Genomic DNA, 16,637 nt, shown 5'->3' on the forward strand with positions numbered 1-16,637 from the left:
GCCTTGCCTTGCCGGCAAGTGCGGCGTTTCTGTTGGTTCTGCCCGGGTCTGGCATGGGCACGGGGAGGTCGCTTCAGGGTTGCCCCGTAGCAGGGCGAATGAAGAAACCCCGGCATCCATAGCAGATTACAATAAACAGTACCCCATCCATTGCGGAGCTTGTCTCATGCGCTATTTCGTCTGGTTCCTTCGTGCGCTGGTTTTCATCGCGGTATTGATGTTCGCGTTGAAGAATACCGAGCCTGTTGCCGTGAAATTCTATGGCGATTACGTGGCTGACCAGGTGCCGCTGATTGTCGTGATGCTGGCCGTGTTCGTGCTTGGCACGCTGTTTGGCCTGTTGCTGATGGTGCCGGCTGTGCTGCGCAACCGCCGCGAGGCGGCCCGCCTGCGGCGCGAACTTGAAAAAGTGCGGGAAATCGTCGCTCGCGACCATGACCAGCAACCTGTCGTTGCGCCGGAAACCGTCGCACCGCTGTCGCCGTTGTAATTGCCCGGCCGCCGCGGCGGCCCGGCTTGTTGATATGTATTTTTCTGGCGGATTCTTCGCGTGAACTTCGAACCTTGGTGGCTCATTTTCGTGCCTGTCCTGTTTGGATTGGGCTGGGTGGCGGCGCGTGTGGATATCCGGCAAATGCTGCGCGAGACGCGCCAATTGCCGGATTCCTATTTTCGTGGGCTGAACTTCCTGCTCAACGAGCAGCCTGATCGCGCCATCGACGCATTTGTCGAAGTCGCCAAGCTCGATACTGAAACCATAGAGCTGCATTTCGCGCTGGGGAACCTGTTCCGCCGCCGTGGAGAGATCGAACGGGCGATCCGCGTGCACCAGAGCCTGCTGTCGCGGGCAGACCTGCCTGCGCCCCAGCGTGAGCAGGCCCTGTACGAACTGGCGCAGGATTTCCTGAAATCCGGCATGCTGGACCGAGCCGAAGAAGCCTTCCGGCAATTGCAGGATACGCGCTACGCCCAGCAGGCGCTGCAAGCCCTGATCCGTATCTATGAAGCTGGCCACGACTGGCCCAAGGCGATTGAAACCGTGCGCATGCTGCGTGCGATGACCAATGAACCGGTGCCCGAACTGGCACACTATTATTGTGAACTGGCACAAATGGCCTTGCAGGCCAAAACGCCGGATCTGCTGGGCGCCCAGGAAGCGCTGGATGCGGCGGAAGCCGCCTTGCAACGGCAGGGCGGGGAAGATGGCGCCGTGCAACGGGGGGCTGCTGCGGCCGTGCGTGTCGCCATGCTGCGCGCCCAGATTGCCGCGCGTCAGGACGACGCCAAGGCGGAGCGCCTGCACCTGGAATCCGTATTGCGCGAGCATCCCGCGTATGCGGGTCTGGTGGCCGAGGCCCTGTTGCAGAACTATCGCGCCGCCGGGCAGGCAGCCGAGGGCTTGGCACAGTTGCAGGCGCAGTATGTCAGCCAGCCGTCTCTGGACCTGTTCAATATCGTATTTCGTGAATTGCGCGCCCAGCAGTCCGAAGGCACGGCATGGAGTTTTGCGCGCAGTGCATTGTCGCGCCGCCCATCTTTGCTGGGCCTGGACCGCCTGCTGGAAATCGAGCTGGCCGCGACCAAGGACGCGCCTGAGGGTTCCGTGGCCGCTGTCATCGGCGGCCAGCATGAAGACCTGGCGCTGCTGCGGACGTTGATCCACAAGCATACCCAGCGGCTGGATCGTTATGGTTGCACCGCCTGCGGTTTCCAGGCCCGTCGTTTCTATTGGCAGTGCCCGGGATGCAATGCCTGGGAGACATATCCGCCCAGGCGCCTGGAGGAGGCGCAATGAACGTTTTTCCTGTCGATGCCGTCAAGCGTGCGCGTATTCTGATCGTTGGCGATCTGATGCTGGACCGCTACTGGTTCGGCGAGGTCGAGCGTATCTCGCCGGAGGCGCCGGTACCCGTGGTGCGGGTGGCGCGGCGCGAGGACAGGCTGGGCGGTGCTGCCAACGTGGCGCGTAACGTTGCGGCGCTGGGCGCCCAGGCTTGCGTGGTGGGCGTGGTCGGTGAAGATGAACCCGGCAGGCGCATCGCAGGCCTGCTGGACGAGGCCGGGATTGCATCGGCGCTGGTTAGAACGCCGGACTGCCCGACCACGCTGAAGCTGCGCGTGCTGGGCAGGCAGCAGCAACTGCTGCGCATAGATTTCGAGGAAACCCTGGGCGTGTCGGTGTTGCGCGGGATTCGGGATCAGGTCGATACGCTGCTGGCCGGCTATGACGTGCTGGTACTGTCAGACTATGCCAAGGGGGCGCTGGCCGAGGTGGAAGTCCTGATCGAACGAGCCAGGGCTGCGGGCGTTCCCATCCTGGTGGACCCCAAGGGTGACGATTTTTCCCGCTATCGCGGCGCCGATCTGGTGACGCCGAACCGCCAAGAATTGCAAGTGGTGGCTGGTGCCTGGCGTACCGAAGAAGACCTGACGCGGCGAGCGCAGGCGTTACGCCAGCAGCTGGGCCTGCGTGGCCTGATGCTGACGCGTTCGGAACAGGGCATGTCCCTGTATACGGATGAGGGCGAGGATCACGTGGCCGCCCAGGCGCACGAGGTCTTCGATGTCTCGGGTGCCGGGGATACCGTCCTCGCTACCCTGGCGGTCATGCGCGCTGCAGGCATGGACTGGCACCAGGCCATGCGTTGGGCCAACAAGGCTGGCGGCATTGTCGTGGGCAAGCTTGGGACGTCCATCGTGACTGCCGAGGAGATGGCGGCAGCTGTCTGATCCGGCTGCCAGCCAGGCGGCAGGCGCATGAGCAAAAGCGGCCGGCCAGCATATTGCTGGCCGGCCGCTTTATTGCCGGCGGGGCCGACGAGGCAATGCGATAGCGCTGCCTTAAATGGCGACGGGACGAGTCCAGCCGCGGGTGTCGGCGACACGGCCGCGCTGCATGCCGGTCAGTTCTTCACGCAGGCTTTCCGTCAGCGGGCCGGTCTGGCCGTCGGCGATCTTGAAGCTGCCGCCGGCATAACGCACTTCACCAATGGCTGCCACCACGGCCGCCGTACCGCAGGCGAAGGCTTCCTTGATCTTGCCGCTACGGGCATCGGCTTGCCATTCCTCGAAGGAGTAGCGCCGTTCCTCGACCTTCAGGCCGCGCGCGCGGGCCAGTTCGAGCAGCGAGGCACGGGTGATGCCGGGCAGGATGGTGCCGGCCAGCGGCGTGGTCAGCAGGCTGCCGTCCTCCAGGACGAAGAACACATTCATACCGCCCAGTTCTTCGATCCAACGGTGTTCGGCGGCATCCAGGAAGACAACCTGGTCGCAGCCGTTATCGTAGGCTTCTGCCTGCGCCACCAGGCTGGAGGCATAGTTGCCGCCGCATTTGGCGGCACCGGTACCGCCTTGCGATGCACGGGTGTATTCCGTGGAAACCCACACCGACACCGGCTTGGCGCCGCCCTTGAAATAGTCGCCCACCGGTGAGGCGATGACACAGAAGGTGTAGTGATGGGCCGGGCGCACGCCCAGGAATGCTTCGCTGGCGAACATGAAGGGACGCAGATACAGGCTGCCGTTGCCGCCGGGGATCCAGTCCTTGTCGGTCTGCACCAGCAGTTCGACGGCTTCCAGGAAGGTTTCCTCCGGCAGCGTGGGCATGGCCATGCGCTCGGCCGACAGGTTGAAGCGGCGCGCATTCTGGTCCGGGCGGAACAGCGTGATCTTGCCTTCGGGCGTGCGGTAGGCCTTCATCCCTTCGAAAATTTCCTGTGCGTAATGCAGCACGGCCGCGGCGGGGTCCAGCAGGAAGGGTTCACGCTTGCGTACTTCGGCCTTGTGCCAACCCTTGTCCTGCGACCACTCGATGGTAACCATGTGATCGGAAAAGACGGTGCCGAAGCCGCCTTGGGCCAGCAGGGCTTCACGCTCGGCGGCAGGAGTGGGGGTCGGGTTGGGAATATGCGTGAAAGACAATGCAGCGGACATGTTGTTCTCTGATAAACGAACCCCGCGCAACGGACGAACCATTGCCGGCGGAGGTAGCACACGAGGATGGGTAGCTAGGTAATCTCGCGGCGAAGGCGGTAACTGGCACGCTGCGCAGGTGTCATGAGGCCGCCATCCCGTAGTTCATACATGATAACCATTGTTGGGCGCAATGGCGTGGACATTGTGTCATGGGCATGGGGCCAACGGCTTGCACGCCGGTTTTTCCCCATGACCAAACCCGTGCCGCAGGGCTGTCGCCGGCGAGCTGCGGCGGTGCATGATGTGCTCTGACGCAGGCCGATGTTTCCAGCCTGCGCTGCGCCCTGGCCGGGCTTGCGCGGGCCAATGGCGCTTGGCGCTGGGGGCAATCCTGCCCCGGCACGAGACGGCAACCTTGACGGAGAGGATATGAACCCATTTCTTGCGCCTGCACTGGCATGGCGAACATTGCGGGATAAACCGGATGCAGCCCGGGTGCCGGCATGTTGCAGCAGGGCCACGGGCCGGCCAGGGTCGGATGCCGGGCAGGTGGTTGGGGGCCGGCTGCGGCCTGCGCCGGCCGCCCAACAACCAGGCAAGCAGGCCACGGCGTGGCGCCGTGGCCTGGCCTGGACGGCGCTGGCGGTTTCCGGTGCATGCGCAAGTTTCGCCGCTGGCGCTGTGGATGCGAATTCTGCGACCGTGGCGGAGCTGATTTCGGTGCGCGGCATCGGGCCGAAAACCGCGTTGCTGATCGTTCGAGAGCGTGAGCGTGGCGGTGCTTACGAGTCCTTGTCCGATCTGGCGGACCGGGTGCGGGGAATAGGTCCCAAGCGGGCCAGGGCCATGCAGGCGGGCGGGCTGGAGGTCCATGGGCAACCAACCGGCGCTGCGGGCAGCGGCGTTGCGGCAGGTAGCGGCAGGTAGCTGTAGGGAGCTGTAGGGAGCTGTAGGGAGCAGAGGGGGGGGGCAGAAGGGCGGGTGTCGGTGTCGAGGAGGATCACCAGGGGGTGCCTGGGTTGCTCGGGGCCGCCAGGAGGGGGGCGGCGGTCGCGCTGAAGCCTGTTGTGAAGGGGGCGCTTGCGTGCGCCTGGGGCGATAGGCGTATGATGGCTGTTTTTTCTACGCGGATGCCCTGGCGCTTTGCGCCGCATGACGCACCCTGTCAGCAGGTGTCTGGCCCGGTGGTGCGCCGTGCCTGTTCCGAGGGCGCAGGCTCGTGATTTCCGGTGGCTTATGAAGAACTACCCTACGATTGAAGAAACCGTTGGCAATACCCCGCTGGTCAGGCTGCAGCGCATTCCCGGTGATGCCATCGCTGCGCGCGGCAATGTGCTGCTGGCCAAGCTGGAAGGTAACAATCCCGCTGGTTCGGTCAAGGATCGTCCGGCACTGTCCATGATCCGCCATGCCGAGGCGCGTGGGGATATCCATCCTGGCGATACCCTGATCGAGGCCACCAGCGGCAATACCGGCATTGCCCTGGCGATGGCGGCAGCCATGAAGGGCTACCGCATGATCCTGATCATGCCCGACAACCTGACGGTGGAGCGGCGCGCGGCGATGACCGCCTACGGGGCGGAGCTGATCCTGACGCCGGCAGACCAGGGCGGGATGGAATATGCACGCGACCTGGCGCAGTCCATGCAGAGGGAAGGCAAGGGCAAGGTGCTGGACCAGTTTGCAAACCCGGACAATCCGCGGGCGCATATCGACACGACCGGTCCGGAAATCTGGCGCCAGACCGACGGGCAGGTGAGCCATTTCGTCAGTGCGATGGGCACTACTGGCACCATCATGGGGGTCTCGACCTACCTGAAGAGCCAGAATCCAGGGATACGCGTGGTAGGTGCGCAACCGGCGCCCGGTTCGCAGATCGCCGGCATACGCAAATGGCCGGAAGCCTATCTGCCTGCCATCTACCAGGCGGATCGCGTCGATGAATTTGAACTCATCGAGCAGTCTGCGGCAGAAACCATGGCACGCCGGTTGGCTGCCGAGGAAGGCATTTTTGCCGGCATTTCATCTGCCGGTGCATTGATTGCTGCGCTGCGGGTTGCCGAAAGGGTCGAGAACGCGACGATCGTGTTCATCGTCTGTGACCGGGGCGACCGCTACCTGTCCACCGGCGTGTTCAACTGACACGCCGGCAGGTGTGCCGGGCAGGCCCTGACACACCTCGCACATGGCGGGTTCCCGCACGGCCTTCAGACCTTCAGGCCTGCCGTCGGCCGCCGAGTGGCAGGCGGCAGGTGCAGAAAACCTGCCTGGGCGCATTCAGGGTTGCTTCAGCAGCGCCTGCGACAGGTCGCTCACGGCAGTCGCGTAGAAATAGCTTCGGTTGTATTGCGTCAGCGCGAAGAAGTTCGGCGTTGCGGTACGGAACTCGGTGACGCCGCGGGCTTCATCCTTCAAGTCTATGACTCCCAGCGGGTGCTGCAGCCAGGCGGCCTGGGTGGATGCACCCGGCGCCAGACTGGCGCCTGCCAGTTGCAGCGCTTGCCAATCCTGGCGCGGCACCAGGCCGCCATCCGCCAGCGTCTGTGCCTGCTGGCTCAGTCGTGCCGGCGCGAACACGGGCAGTCCAGGCACCCAGCCGTGCTGGCGCAGGAAATTGGCCACGGACAGGATAGCGTCGGTGCTGTTGTTCTGCAGGTCGACCTGGCCATCGCCATCACCGTCCACCGCGAATTTGAGGATGCTGGTCGGCATGAACTGCGGCATGCCCATGGCGCCGGCAAAGGAGCCGCGCGGGGCAGCCGGGTCCTGGCCCGATTGATAGGTCCAGAGCAGGAAATCGGCCAGTTGTTCCTGGAACATGTTGGCGCGTTCTGGCCGGTTCGGGTCGGGGTAGGCGAAGGCCAGCGTGGCCAGTGCGTCCAGCACGCGGAAACCGCCAGTCTGTTCTCCATAGAGGGTTTCGACGCCGATGATGGCGGCGATGACGTGTCCGGGAACGCCGTATTCCGTTTCAGCGCGTTGCAGCGCAGCCCGGTTTTCCTCCATGAAGGCGCGTCCCTTGCGGATGCGGATGGGTTCGACGAAACGTCCACGGTAGGTAGTCCAGCTGCGCACGACTGGCTTGCCGCCACGCGTGGGGGCCATCAGGCGCGCCACTTGCGGATGGTATTGCGCTTCGGCCATGGCGCTTTCGGCCCATTCGGCAGGCAGGCCGCGCGAGCTGGCGGCGGCGTGGGCGAAGGCAGTCCCGGTTTCGGGAGAGAAGCCGCCAGGGGTGCTGGGAAAATCAGGTAGCGGGCCAGGGGCGGCGAGCGGTCTGGCAGCAGGTGCGGGCACGGCCGCCGGGGCGGGCGGCGCAACCGTGTCGGCCGGACGCAGGGGAAGCGGCTGAATGCCGTCCGCGGTGATGCGGGCGGCCTGGAAGGCTTGCGGCGCGAGGCCGGTGGCGGGGGCGCTGGCGATGGAGCTGGCCGTATTGGCGCAGCCCGCAAGCATCATGGCAAGAAATCCCAGTTGCGGGAAACGCGAGGTGGCGAACATAATGAACCTTATGGAGACACTATATATTACCCACCCCTCAGGCTGGCTGCATGAGATGGGGCCGTATCATCCCGAATGCCCGCAGAGGCTGGGTGCGGTTTCCGACCAGTTGCTGGCCAGTGGGCTGATGACCTGCCTGCGGGAAATGCAGGCGGGGCCCGCCAGCGACGAGGCGCTGGCGAGCGTGCATGATCCGGCATATATCGCCCGGCTGCGCGACATCACTCCGTCCGAAGGCTATGTGCGCCTGGACCAGGATACGCAGATCAATCCCTACACCTTCAACGCTGCTCGCCATGCTGCCGGCGCTGGCATCGCCGCCGTCGACGCGGTGATGGGGGGCGACGAAAGCCATGTGGCCTTTTGCGCCGTGCGTCCGCCGGGGCATCATGCCTTGCCGGACCAGGCCATGGGCTTCTGTTTCTTCAACAATATCGCCGTGGCCGCCCGCCATGCGCTGGATGCGCATGGCCTGGAACGCGTGGCGATCATTGATTTCGATGTGCACCACGGCAATGGCACCGAGGCCATGTTCGCGGGCGACGGGCGCGTGCTGATGTGCGGGTTCTATCAGGAAGCCCTGTTTCCTCACCGTGGCGAGGCGCCGCAGGCGCCCAATATGTGCAACGTGCCGCTGCCTCCCTGTAGCGGGGGCGACGCGGTGCGGGAACTGGTTGAAACACAATGGTTGCCGCGCCTTGAGGCCCACAGGCCGCAGTTGCTGCTGATCTCAGCCGGATTCGATGCCCATCGTGAAGATGACATGGGGGGCATGAAGCTGACGGAAGCGGACTTCGCCTGGCTGACCCGCGTGCTGGTTGACGTGGCCGACAGGTATGCGCAGGGCCGCATCGTCAGTATGCTGGAAGGCGGCTACGAGTTGTCCTCGCTGGGGCGCAGCGTGGTGGCGCACGTACGTGCGTTGTCGAAGCTGTAGAATCGCAAGGTTTGGGCCTGACAGGCCCAGGTGTGGCGCGTTTCCCGCATGGCGGGCTGCAAACGCAGAGTATCGGCGCGTCCGCCGTGTCGTAAATGAAGGACGCCGGCAATGGGGCCGGCATGCTGCGCGGGGAAGCCTGCCCGTTTTGATTTTTTGGAGATTGCTGGATGAAGGTTCTCGTACCCGTCAAGCGTGTCGTTGACTACAACGTCAAAGTACGCGTGAAGTCCGACCAGTCGGACGTCGATATCGCCAACGTCAAGATGTCGATGAATCCCTTCGACGAAATCGCCGTCGAAGAGGCCATCAGGCTGAAAGAAAAGGGAACGGCGACGGAAGTCGTCGCGGTATCGTGCGGCGTGGCCCAGTGCCAGGATACGCTGCGCACGGCGTTGGCCATCGGTGCCGACCGTGGCGTGCTGGTGCAGACCGACGTCGAACTGCAGCCGCTGGCCGTGGCCAAGCTGCTCAAGGCCGTGGTGGACAAGGAAGCGCCGCAATTGGTGCTGCTGGGCAAGCAGGCCATCGACGACGACGCCAACCAGACCGGCCAGGCGCTCGCGGCGCTGCTGGGTTGGAGCCAGGCGACTTTCGCAAGCAAGGTGGAAATCGACGGCGAGCGCGCCATCGTTACCCGTGAGGTCGACGGCGGGCTGGAAACCGTTTCCGTCAAGCTGCCGGCCATCATCACGACCGATCTGCGCCTCAACGAGCCGCGCTTCGTGACCTTGCCCAACATCATGAAGGCCAAGAAAAAGCCGCTGGAAACCGTGACGCCCGACGCACTGGGCGTGGACCCCACGCCGCGCCTGAAGACGTTGAAGGTCTCCGAACCCGCGCCGCGCAAGGCAGGCATCAAGGTGCCGGATGTGGCCGCGCTGGTCGATAAACTCAAGAATGAAGCGAAGGTGGTTTGAAGATGGCTATCCTGGTAATTGCTGAACACGACAACGCCCAGCTGAAGGGCGCGACCCTGAATACCGTGGCGGCGGCAGCTGCCATCGGCGGCGATGTACACGTGCTGGTGGCGGGCTCCCAGGCGGCGGAAGTGGCTGCGCAGGCGGCCAAGGTGGCTGGTGTCTCCAAAGTGTTGCTGGCCGATGCGCCGCAACTGGCCGATGGCCTGGCTGAAAATCTGTCGGAACAGGTGCTGGCGGTGGCCGGCGGCTACAGCCACATCTTGTTTCCGGCGACGGCGTCAGGCAAGAACGTGGCGCCGCGCGTGGCGGCGCGGCTGGATGTGGCCCAGGTGTCGGACATCATCGCGGTCGAATCCGCCGATACGTTCCAGCGCCCGATATACGCCGGCAATGCGATTGCCACGGTGCAATCGGCCGACCCCGTCAAGGTGCTGACCGTGCGTACCACGGCATTTGATGCCGCGCCTGCGGATGGCGGCAGCGCTGCCGTCGAAACCGTGGCTGCAGTTGCCGACAGCGGCCTGTCGCAGTTCGTGAGCCGTGAAGTGGCTGCCAGCGAACGCCCGGAACTGACGGCTGCCACAGTCGTCGTGTCTGGTGGCCGTGGCCTGGGCAGCGCCGAGAATTTCAAGCTGCTCGAACCGCTGGCCGACAAGCTCGGTGCAGCGCTGGGTGCCTCGCGTGCCGCTGTCGATGCGGGCTATGCGCCGAATGACTGGCAGGTCGGGCAGACCGGCAAGATCGTCGCGCCGCAGCTCTATGTCGCGGTCGGTATCTCCGGCGCCATCCAGCACCTGGCCGGCATGAAGGATTCCAAGGTGATCGTGGCGATCAACAAGGACCCGGAAGCACCGATCTTCGGCGTGGCTGACTACGGGATCGAAGCGGATCTGTTCCAGGCCGTGCCTGCGCTGACCGCAGCGCTCTGATGTTTTCCGTCTGCCGTGCCGGGTGCCCCGGCCGGCAGACAGGAGGCAGGCCAGGCCTGCTTCCCGTGGCCCCAGGGCTTGCCGTCATCGGCGGCCCTGGGGCTTTTTTCCGCCCGCGCCTGGTGCCGGGCGTGGCGCAGGCTGGTGTGACGGCAGGTGTTGCGGCCGCGCTTGCCTGGCAGCCTGCCGCAAGCAGATGGCAGGATTCCATGCCTGTTGCAGGGGGGATGCTTGGGGGCAGCTGGCGCTCTCAGGTATCATCTCGGCTTGCCGAATATGACTCTTGCGCGACTATCATGACCGCTACCACGCCCCCGATCGCCGTTGAAATCATCCCTGGAATGGTTTGCTCCAATGACAGGCCCTTCGTACTGTTCGGCGGCATCAATGTGCTGGAGTCGCGCGACCTGGCATTCCGGGCCTGCGAGGCCTACCAGGCAGTGACTGCCAAGCTCGGCATTCCCTATGTGTTCAAGGCCTCGTTCGACAAGGCCAACCGTTCTTCCATCCATTCGTTCCGCGGACCCGGCCTGCACGAAGGCCTGGAGATATTCCGCGGGGTCAAGGAACGCTTCGGCGTGCCGGTGCTGACGGACGTGCATGAGCCCGAGCAGGCTGCGGTGGCCGCCGAGGTGATCGACGTCCTGCAATTGCCCGCCTTCCTGGCGCGCCAGACCGACCTGGTCGTGGCGCTGGCCCGGACGGGCCGGGTGGTCAACATCAAGAAGCCGCAGTTCCTCAGCCCGACGCAGATGGCGAACATCGTGGAAAAATTCCATGAGGCAGGCAACCAGCGCTTGCTGGTTTGCGAACGCGGCAGTTGTTTTGGCTACGATAATCTGGTGGTCGACATGCTCGGTTTTGGCGTCATGAAGAAAGTGACGAACAACCTGCCGCAGATTTTCGACGTGACTCATGCGCTGCAGCAGCGCGACCCCATGGGCGCCGCATCCGGCGGCCGCCGCGAACAGGTGGCTGACCTGGCGCGTGCGGGCATGGCGGTCGGGCTGGCGGGCCTGTTCCTGGAAGCACATCCGGACCCTGCACAAGCCAAGTGCGATGGCCCCAGCGCGTTGCCGCTGGACCAGCTCGAACCCTTCCTGGCCCAGCTCAAGGCGCTGGATGATCTGGTGAAAGGGTTTGCACCCCTGAACATTGCCGGAGCCTGACATGCGTATCGCCATCGTCATTCCGGCGCGCTACGCGTCGTCCCGCCTGCCGGGCAAGCCGCTGCTGGATATCCATGGCAAGCCCATGGTGCAGCATGTCTACGAGCGCGCCAGTCAGGCGCGTGGGGTCGATCATGTCGTGGTGGCGACGGACGATGCGCGTATTTTCGATGCCGTGCGCGGCTTTGGCGGCCAGGCGGTCATGACGCGTGACGACCATCCTTCCGGTACCGACCGCCTGGCGGAAGTCATGGCCAAGCTGCCGGCCGAGGTCTACATCAATGTGCAGGGCGATGAACCCATGATCCGGCCCGGCGACATTGAGATTCTGGCTGAAGGCATGCGCGCCGATCCGGCCATTGCCGTCGCCACGCTGTGCCATCCGATCAGTGTGCAGGACGCCGAGGACCCGAACCAGGTCAAGGTGGTTCTGGCGGACAACGGCGACGCGCTGTATTTCAGCCGCGCCCGCATTCCCTATGTACGGGATGCGGACACTGAGGTGACCTACCTGAAGCATATCGGCATCTATGCCTATCGGCATGATGTGCTGCGCGATTACGCGCGCCTGCCGCGTCCTGTCATGGAGCGCGCCGAGCAGCTCGAACAGTTGCGCCTGCTGGCGGCTGGCCTGCGCATCCGTGCCTGGCAGGTCGAGGCCGTCGGGCCGGGGGTGGATACGCCCGAAGGCCTGGAGCGCGTCCGGGCGCTGATGGCGGGGTAAGTCTTGTTGCGCCTGCCGATGACCGACGCCAGGGCTGGCGGCATTGCCGCTGCGCCTCCGCATGCTCGCCGGGTGTCCCGGCGGGGCGGGGCGTGCAAGGCAATGGGCCGGTCATCGCGACGGGTATCGGCATTGCCGCTGGAACGCCTGGGCGTCATGCTGTTGCTGCTGGTGCTGATGTGGCTGCGGGCCATCATCCCCAATGGCTACATGGTCGACCCTGCCGCCGCGCGCGCGGGCCATTACGCCCTGATGCCGTGCCCGGCGACGGGATGGCGCTGGCCGGTGGATGCGCCGCAGCCCGACGCGGCCGGTGGCGCACATGGCCACCACGGCAGTCATGGCGGTGGTGAACACCATCTCCAGTCCCGCGATGGCAAGGGCGCCGAAGTCGAACATATCAGCGTGGATTGCCCGACGGGCATCATGTTGTCCCAGGCAGTGGCACCTGCACTCTGGTGGCCGCCTGTGCTGGCGCTGGTGCCCGCCATGGTGCGCCCGCTGCCGCGCCAGCTTCCCGCCCGCATTGCCTATGGGCCCGTATGCGGCCCGCCCGTGGGTTCCCAGGCGCCACCTCTCCTTTCATAGTCCTGTCCAGTCTGCCGTTCCGCGTTGCCGGGCCGCCCGTTGCCTGGCCGCCGCCGGCAGGACTTCCCAAAAGTTGAATTTTCTACGCATGGCTTGCGTCCCGCAGCCCGTGCGGAATACCGCTTGTGTGTTCCGCAGGGCAGGCGTTCGCGCTGCCGTGCGTGACAGACCATGAAAGGTTTTCAATGTCAGCAATGATCCGCGCCCAGGCGCAGCTTTCCACATTTTCCGTTTCTCCCACTGGGGCAGCAAAGACCGCCTCCCATGGCCAGGCTGGCCTGGCCCTGCATGTATTGTGCGCCGCGCTGGCGGCAGCCTTGCCGATGGTGGCGCAGGCCGACAAAGTGGCCGATGGCGGCCGCTTGGCACCGGTCGTGATCACGGCCCTGCCGCCCAGCTCACCGCTGGTGATCGAGACCGATCCCAAGATTCCGCGCCAGCCGCTGCCGGCTGCCGATGGCGCCGACTACCTCAAGACCATTCCCGGCTTCACGGCCGTGCGCAGCGGTGGCGCCAATGCCGATCCCGTGCTGCGCGGCATGTTCGGTTCGCGCCTGAACATCCTGGTCGATGACACCACGATGCTGGGGGCATGCCCCAGCCGCATGGATACGCCGGTGTCCTATATCGCGCCGGAAAACTTCGACGAACTGATTGTGGTCAAGGGGCCGCAGACCGTATTGTGGGGGCCGGGCGCCTCGGCTGGCACGGTGCGTTTCGAGCGCAGCAAGCCGGTTTTCACCGAGGAAGATGCGCCGGTGCGCTTCGAGGGCAGCGTGGTGGGCGGGTCCTGGGGGCGCAACGACCAGAATGCCGACCTGATCGCCGGCAATGAGCACATCTATGCCCGTGTGGCGGCCAACCATTCGCATTCCCAGAACTACAAAGACGGCAATGGTGACGAGGTTCCGTCGCGCTGGGACAAATGGAACGTGGACCTGGCCGTGGGCCTGACGCCGGATACGGACACCCTGTATGAATTGACCGCCGGTGTAGGCGATGGCGAAGCGCGCTCGGCTGGGCGCGGCATGGATGGCACCCGCTTCAAGCGCGAAAGCATAGGCTTTCGTTTCGAGAAGGAAAACATCACGCCGTGGCTGGAAAAGGTCGAGGCGCGGGTCTATCACAACTACGCCGACCACGTGATGGACAACTACAAGCTGCGTGATCCGGATCCCGCTAATATGATGATGCCTAGACCGATGGCTAGCAACGTCGATCGCAGTACAAACGGTGGGCGCATTGCTGGAACCTTCCGCTTGGCTGATGCCCTGAAGTTGACGGGAGGCATTGACGTTCGGCATGACACGCATCGTGCGCGAAAAGGTGGTAAGGAGCAGGATGGCACTTGGATAGACTACCGGACTCAGTTTCGCGTCAAGGATGCCGCTTTCGACAATATCGGCGTGTTTGGCGAGTTGCGCTGGGAACTGGCCGACGAACGCCGCGTTATCACCGGCCTGCGCATCGACCGTGCGGAAGTTAAGGATTACCGCACGGCGTCGCCGACCTATGGCGACAAGCGCAGCAAGACCCTGCCTTCGGCATTTGCCCGCTATGAGGCGGACCTGTCCAGCCTGCCGGTCAGCTGGTATGTCGGTTTGGGCCACGTGCAGCGCATGCCTGATTATTGGGAACTGTTTTCGCCGAAGATGGGCCCGGCGGGTAGCGTGAACGCTTTCTCCGCCATCAAGCCGGAAAAGACCACGCAACTGGATATCGGTGCCGATTACCATGGCGACAATTTCGATGCCTGGATTTCCGCCTATGCCGGTCATGTGACGGATTACATCCTGTTCGATTACAACGTGCATGCCATGGGCGGCGGCCACGGTGCCTCCAGCAGGGCGGAGAACATCAATGCCCGCACGCTGGGCGGCGAGCTGGGCGCGGGCTACAACTGGACGTCCGCCTGGCGCACGGAAGCCAGCCTGGCCTATGCCTGGGGTCGCATGAGTGGTGGCGGCGCCTTGCCGCAGCAACCGCCGCTGGAAGTGCGCCTGAGCGCCAGCTATGACGATGGTACGTGGTCGTTCGGGGCGCTATGGCGCCTGGTGGCCAGCCAGAACCGTTATTCCGACGGCCTGGGCAACGTCGCCAGCAAGGATTTCGGCGCGACGCCCGGCTACGGCGTGCTGTCGCTCAATGGCGGCTATGCCATCGACAAGCGCTGGCAGCTGAATGTCGGTATCGACAACCTACTGGACAAGACCTATCACGAGCACCTGAACATGGCCGGCAACGGCGCCTGGGGCTATTCCGGCACGACGGCCATCAACGAACCCGGCCGTACCGTCTGGGCCCGGTTGGGCATGAAGTTCTGATGCCAAGGCTACGGGCGGGCCGATCCGGCCCGCCCTAAAGAAAACAGGCCCGGCGCGTTTTTGCGCACGGGCCTGTCTTGTTCATGGCGTTGGCGGGCGGCGCTGTCGCCTGTGCCGGGAGCTTCAGTCCTGCCAGCGCCAGGTGGCAAAGTCGGTAATGAAAACCGGCACATCCTTGCGCATGCCGCTCAGTCCCTTGCGGGCGATGCTGATCCATTGCGGTTGGTACAGGAAGGCGGCGGCGGCATCCTCGGCCAGTTGGCGTTGCGCGGCCTGCAGGGCGCTCAGGCGCTGGTTCTCGTCGGCGGCCGAACGCGTGTCCTGGTAAATCTGCTGGAAGGCCGCAGAATCGTAGCCGGTGTAGTAGTCCGGGTTGGCAAAATTCCCGAGGTCCAGCGGCTCGACATGCGACACGATGGTGAGGTCGTAATCGTGTGCGCCGCCGTAGACATTGGCCAGCCACTGCGCCCATTCGACGTTCTTGATGCGGACCTGGATGCCAGCCTGGGCCAGCAGGGCGGCGATGATTTCCCCCCCCTGGCGTGCGTAGGGCGGCGGGGGCAGCAGCAGGTCCAGGCGCAAGGGCTGCGCGACACCGGCTTCCTGCAGGAGAGCCCTGGCCTTGGCGGGATCATAGGGATTGATACCTGTCGTATCGACGTAGCCGGGCGTGCCCGGCGTATAGAAGCTGCCGATAGGCAGGCCGTAGCCGTCAGCTGCGCCTTCGATGACGGCATCGCGGTCGATGGCGGCAAGAATGGCGCGGCGCACGCGTACGTCATCAAGCGGCGCGCGGCGCTGGTTGATAGCCATCATGGTTTTGGCTCTGGAACCGCCGACCACGATGTCGAAGCGGGAATCCTGCTGCAGCCGGGGCAGGCTACGCGAAGCCTGGATGCGCGGGAAGGCGTCGATATCGCCGGCCAGCAGGGCGGCGGCCTGCGCGGCCGGGTCGCTGATGAAGCGTATCGTCACTTCGTCCAGGGCAACCTGGGAAGCATTGCGGTAATCCGGCCACTTCTTCAGTTGCAGGCGGCTGCCGCGTTGCCATCCCGCCAGCTGGTACGGGCCGGTGCCCGTAGGCTGGGTGGCATTGGTGCCGGCGCTGCCGGGTTCGACGATGGCGGCGGTCATCATGCCCAGGCGGAAGGGCAGATCGGGGTCGGCCTGCGGCAGGGTGATTTGTACGGTCAGCGGGTCCGGGGTGTCGATCTGCCACTGCGAAAAATGGCGCCTGTCCTTGTTGGTGCTGTTCTCAGCACCAGCGCGTTCAAAGGCATAGCGTACTGTCTGCGCATCCATGGCTGCGCCATTATGGAAGCGCACGCCATCGCGCAGCCGGAACGTGTAGGTCCGGCCGTCATCGGAGACTGTCCAGCTTTCGGCGAGCAGCGGCGTCACGCTGCCGTCTTCCTGGATTTTCGTCAGGGTTTCGTAGATGTTGTAGAGCGTGACGTCGGCAATGGTTTCCGCCGCGTTGGCAGTCGGGTCCAGCGCAGGGGGTTCCAGCGTCATGCCTATGGTCAGGCGTTCCGGGGCGGATAGCGCGAGTGCCGGGATCGAACCCAGGGTGCCCAGGACACAACCCAGCAGCAGTTTGCATAGCATTTCAAGTCTCTCCGGTTTC

15 protein-coding genes are annotated in these 16,637 nt (G+C 64.5%); 12 read left to right on the forward strand and 3 right to left on the reverse strand.

Annotation, left to right across the window (positions count from 1 at the left end):
• The first annotated feature begins 166 nt into the window (after window positions 1–166).
• From EV679_RS05460 to rfaE1, 3 genes are read left to right on the forward strand one after another with little or no spacing between them, the layout of a single operon-like run.
• Window positions 167–490, forward strand: coding sequence for a LapA family protein (locus EV679_RS05460; RefSeq protein WP_068366481.1), 324 nt, complete (start codon window positions 167–169; stop codon window positions 488–490).
• Window positions 491–550: 60 nt separating this feature from the next.
• Entirely contained in the window at window positions 551–1,795 is a 1,245-nt protein-coding gene (gene lapB, locus EV679_RS05465) for a lipopolysaccharide assembly protein LapB (protein ID WP_130486630.1), read from the forward strand.
• Window positions 1,792–2,730 (forward strand): D-glycero-beta-D-manno-heptose-7-phosphate kinase, encoded by a 939-nt coding sequence (rfaE1, locus tag EV679_RS05470; RefSeq protein ID WP_068366475.1) that lies wholly within the window; start codon window positions 1,792–1,794, stop codon window positions 2,728–2,730. The genes lapB and rfaE1 overlap by 4 nt, the downstream gene beginning before the upstream one ends.
• Window positions 2,731–2,841: 111 nt before the next feature.
• Here the strand turns inward: rfaE1 and EV679_RS05475 are convergent, their stop codons facing one another.
• Window positions 2,842–3,933 (reverse strand): branched-chain amino acid aminotransferase, encoded by a 1,092-nt coding sequence (locus tag EV679_RS05475; protein WP_130486631.1) that lies wholly within the window; start codon window positions 3,931–3,933, stop codon window positions 2,842–2,844.
• Window positions 3,934–4,344: 411 nt separating this feature from the next.
• On the opposite strand from EV679_RS05475, the gene EV679_RS05480 reads away from it, so the two are divergent.
• Together EV679_RS05480 and cysM are read left to right on the forward strand one after the other, a co-directional pair.
• A complete protein-coding gene (locus tag EV679_RS05480) occupies window positions 4,345–4,842 on the forward strand; it encodes a ComEA family DNA-binding protein (protein ID WP_130486632.1) in 498 nt (165 codons plus the stop codon).
• Window positions 4,843–5,151: 309 nt separating this feature from the next.
• Entirely contained in the window at window positions 5,152–6,057 is a 906-nt protein-coding gene (cysM, locus tag EV679_RS05485; RefSeq protein WP_130486633.1) for a cysteine synthase CysM, read from the forward strand.
• Window positions 6,058–6,192: 135 nt separating this feature from the next.
• Here cysM and mltB read toward each other — a convergent pair whose 3' ends face one another.
• Window positions 6,193–7,416: a lytic murein transglycosylase B gene (mltB, locus tag EV679_RS05490; protein ID WP_130486634.1), complete on the reverse strand. Its 1,224-nt coding sequence runs from the start codon at window positions 7,414–7,416 to the stop codon at window positions 6,193–6,195.
• 10 nt (window positions 7,417–7,426) lie between these two features.
• Between mltB and EV679_RS05495 the strand changes: the two genes are divergently transcribed.
• The 7 genes from EV679_RS05495 to EV679_RS05525 all read left to right on the forward strand — a co-directional run bounded on the left by EV679_RS05495 (window position 7,427) and on the right by EV679_RS05525 (window position 15,010).
• Window positions 7,427–8,353: a histone deacetylase family protein gene (locus EV679_RS05495; protein WP_130486635.1), complete on the forward strand. Its 927-nt coding sequence runs from the start codon at window positions 7,427–7,429 to the stop codon at window positions 8,351–8,353.
• Window positions 8,354–8,523: 170 nt separating this feature from the next.
• A complete protein-coding gene (locus EV679_RS05500) occupies window positions 8,524–9,273 on the forward strand; it encodes an electron transfer flavoprotein subunit beta/FixA family protein (RefSeq protein ID WP_130486636.1) in 750 nt (249 codons plus the stop codon).
• 2 nt (window positions 9,274–9,275) lie between these two features.
• Window positions 9,276–10,205: an electron transfer flavoprotein subunit alpha/FixB family protein gene (locus tag EV679_RS05505; protein ID WP_130486637.1), complete on the forward strand. Its 930-nt coding sequence runs from the start codon at window positions 9,276–9,278 to the stop codon at window positions 10,203–10,205.
• A 296-nt stretch (window positions 10,206–10,501) separates the two neighbouring features.
• Entirely contained in the window at window positions 10,502–11,374 is an 873-nt protein-coding gene (kdsA, locus tag EV679_RS05510; protein ID WP_130486638.1) for a 3-deoxy-8-phosphooctulonate synthase, read from the forward strand.
• Between the two features lies 1 nt (window position 11,375).
• Window positions 11,376–12,098: a 3-deoxy-manno-octulosonate cytidylyltransferase gene (kdsB, locus tag EV679_RS05515; protein WP_130486639.1), complete on the forward strand. Its 723-nt coding sequence runs from the start codon at window positions 11,376–11,378 to the stop codon at window positions 12,096–12,098.
• A gap of 102 nt (window positions 12,099–12,200) precedes the next feature.
• Entirely contained in the window at window positions 12,201–12,686 is a 486-nt protein-coding gene (locus tag EV679_RS05520; RefSeq protein ID WP_130486640.1) for a hypothetical protein, read from the forward strand.
• 323 nt (window positions 12,687–13,009) lie between these two features.
• Window positions 13,010–15,010, forward strand: a complete 2,001-nt coding sequence (locus tag EV679_RS05525) for a TonB-dependent copper receptor (protein WP_242611438.1) — start codon at window positions 13,010–13,012, stop codon at window positions 15,008–15,010.
• Between the two features lie 123 nt (window positions 15,011–15,133).
• On the opposite strand, the gene EV679_RS05530 is transcribed toward EV679_RS05525, so the two are convergent.
• On the reverse strand, window positions 15,134–16,618 hold the full coding sequence (locus EV679_RS05530; RefSeq protein ID WP_130486641.1) for an ABC transporter substrate-binding protein: 1,485 nt from the start codon (window positions 16,616–16,618) through the stop codon (window positions 15,134–15,136).
• Between the last annotated feature and the right edge of the window lie 19 nt (window positions 16,619–16,637).

It is taken from the genome of Kerstersia gyiorum (assembly GCF_004216755.1).
GTDB lineage: Bacteria > Pseudomonadota > Gammaproteobacteria > Burkholderiales > Burkholderiaceae_B > Kerstersia > Kerstersia gyiorum.

Excerpts from the sequence above, each read along its gene's own strand:
- EV679_RS05460 (WP_068366481.1), top strand. The coding sequence starts at position 167 with ATGCGCTATTTCGTCTGGTTCCTTCGTGCGCTGGTTTTCATCGCGGTA.
- rfaE1 (WP_068366475.1), top strand. The coding sequence starts at position 1,792 with ATGAACGTTTTTCCTGTCGATGCCGTCAAGCGTGCGCGTATTCTGATC.
- EV679_RS05475 (WP_130486631.1), bottom strand. The coding sequence starts at position 3,933 with ATGTCCGCTGCATTGTCTTTCACGCATATTCCCAACCCGACCCCCACT.
- EV679_RS05480 (WP_130486632.1), top strand. The coding sequence starts at position 4,345 with ATGAACCCATTTCTTGCGCCTGCACTGGCATGGCGAACATTGCGGGAT.
- cysM (WP_130486633.1), top strand. The coding sequence starts at position 5,152 with ATGAAGAACTACCCTACGATTGAAGAAACCGTTGGCAATACCCCGCTG.
- mltB (WP_130486634.1), bottom strand. The coding sequence starts at position 7,416 with ATGTTCGCCACCTCGCGTTTCCCGCAACTGGGATTTCTTGCCATGATG.
- EV679_RS05495 (WP_130486635.1), top strand. The coding sequence starts at position 7,427 with ATGGAGACACTATATATTACCCACCCCTCAGGCTGGCTGCATGAGATG.
- EV679_RS05500 (WP_130486636.1), top strand. The coding sequence starts at position 8,524 with ATGAAGGTTCTCGTACCCGTCAAGCGTGTCGTTGACTACAACGTCAAA.
- EV679_RS05505 (WP_130486637.1), top strand. The coding sequence starts at position 9,276 with ATGGCTATCCTGGTAATTGCTGAACACGACAACGCCCAGCTGAAGGGC.
- kdsA (WP_130486638.1), top strand. The coding sequence starts at position 10,502 with ATGACCGCTACCACGCCCCCGATCGCCGTTGAAATCATCCCTGGAATG.
- kdsB (WP_130486639.1), top strand. The coding sequence starts at position 11,376 with ATGCGTATCGCCATCGTCATTCCGGCGCGCTACGCGTCGTCCCGCCTG.
- EV679_RS05520 (WP_130486640.1), top strand. The coding sequence starts at position 12,201 with ATGGGCCGGTCATCGCGACGGGTATCGGCATTGCCGCTGGAACGCCTG.
- EV679_RS05525 (WP_242611438.1), top strand. The coding sequence starts at position 13,010 with ATGGTGGCGCAGGCCGACAAAGTGGCCGATGGCGGCCGCTTGGCACCG.
- EV679_RS05530 (WP_130486641.1), bottom strand. The coding sequence starts at position 16,618 with ATGCTATGCAAACTGCTGCTGGGTTGTGTCCTGGGCACCCTGGGTTCG.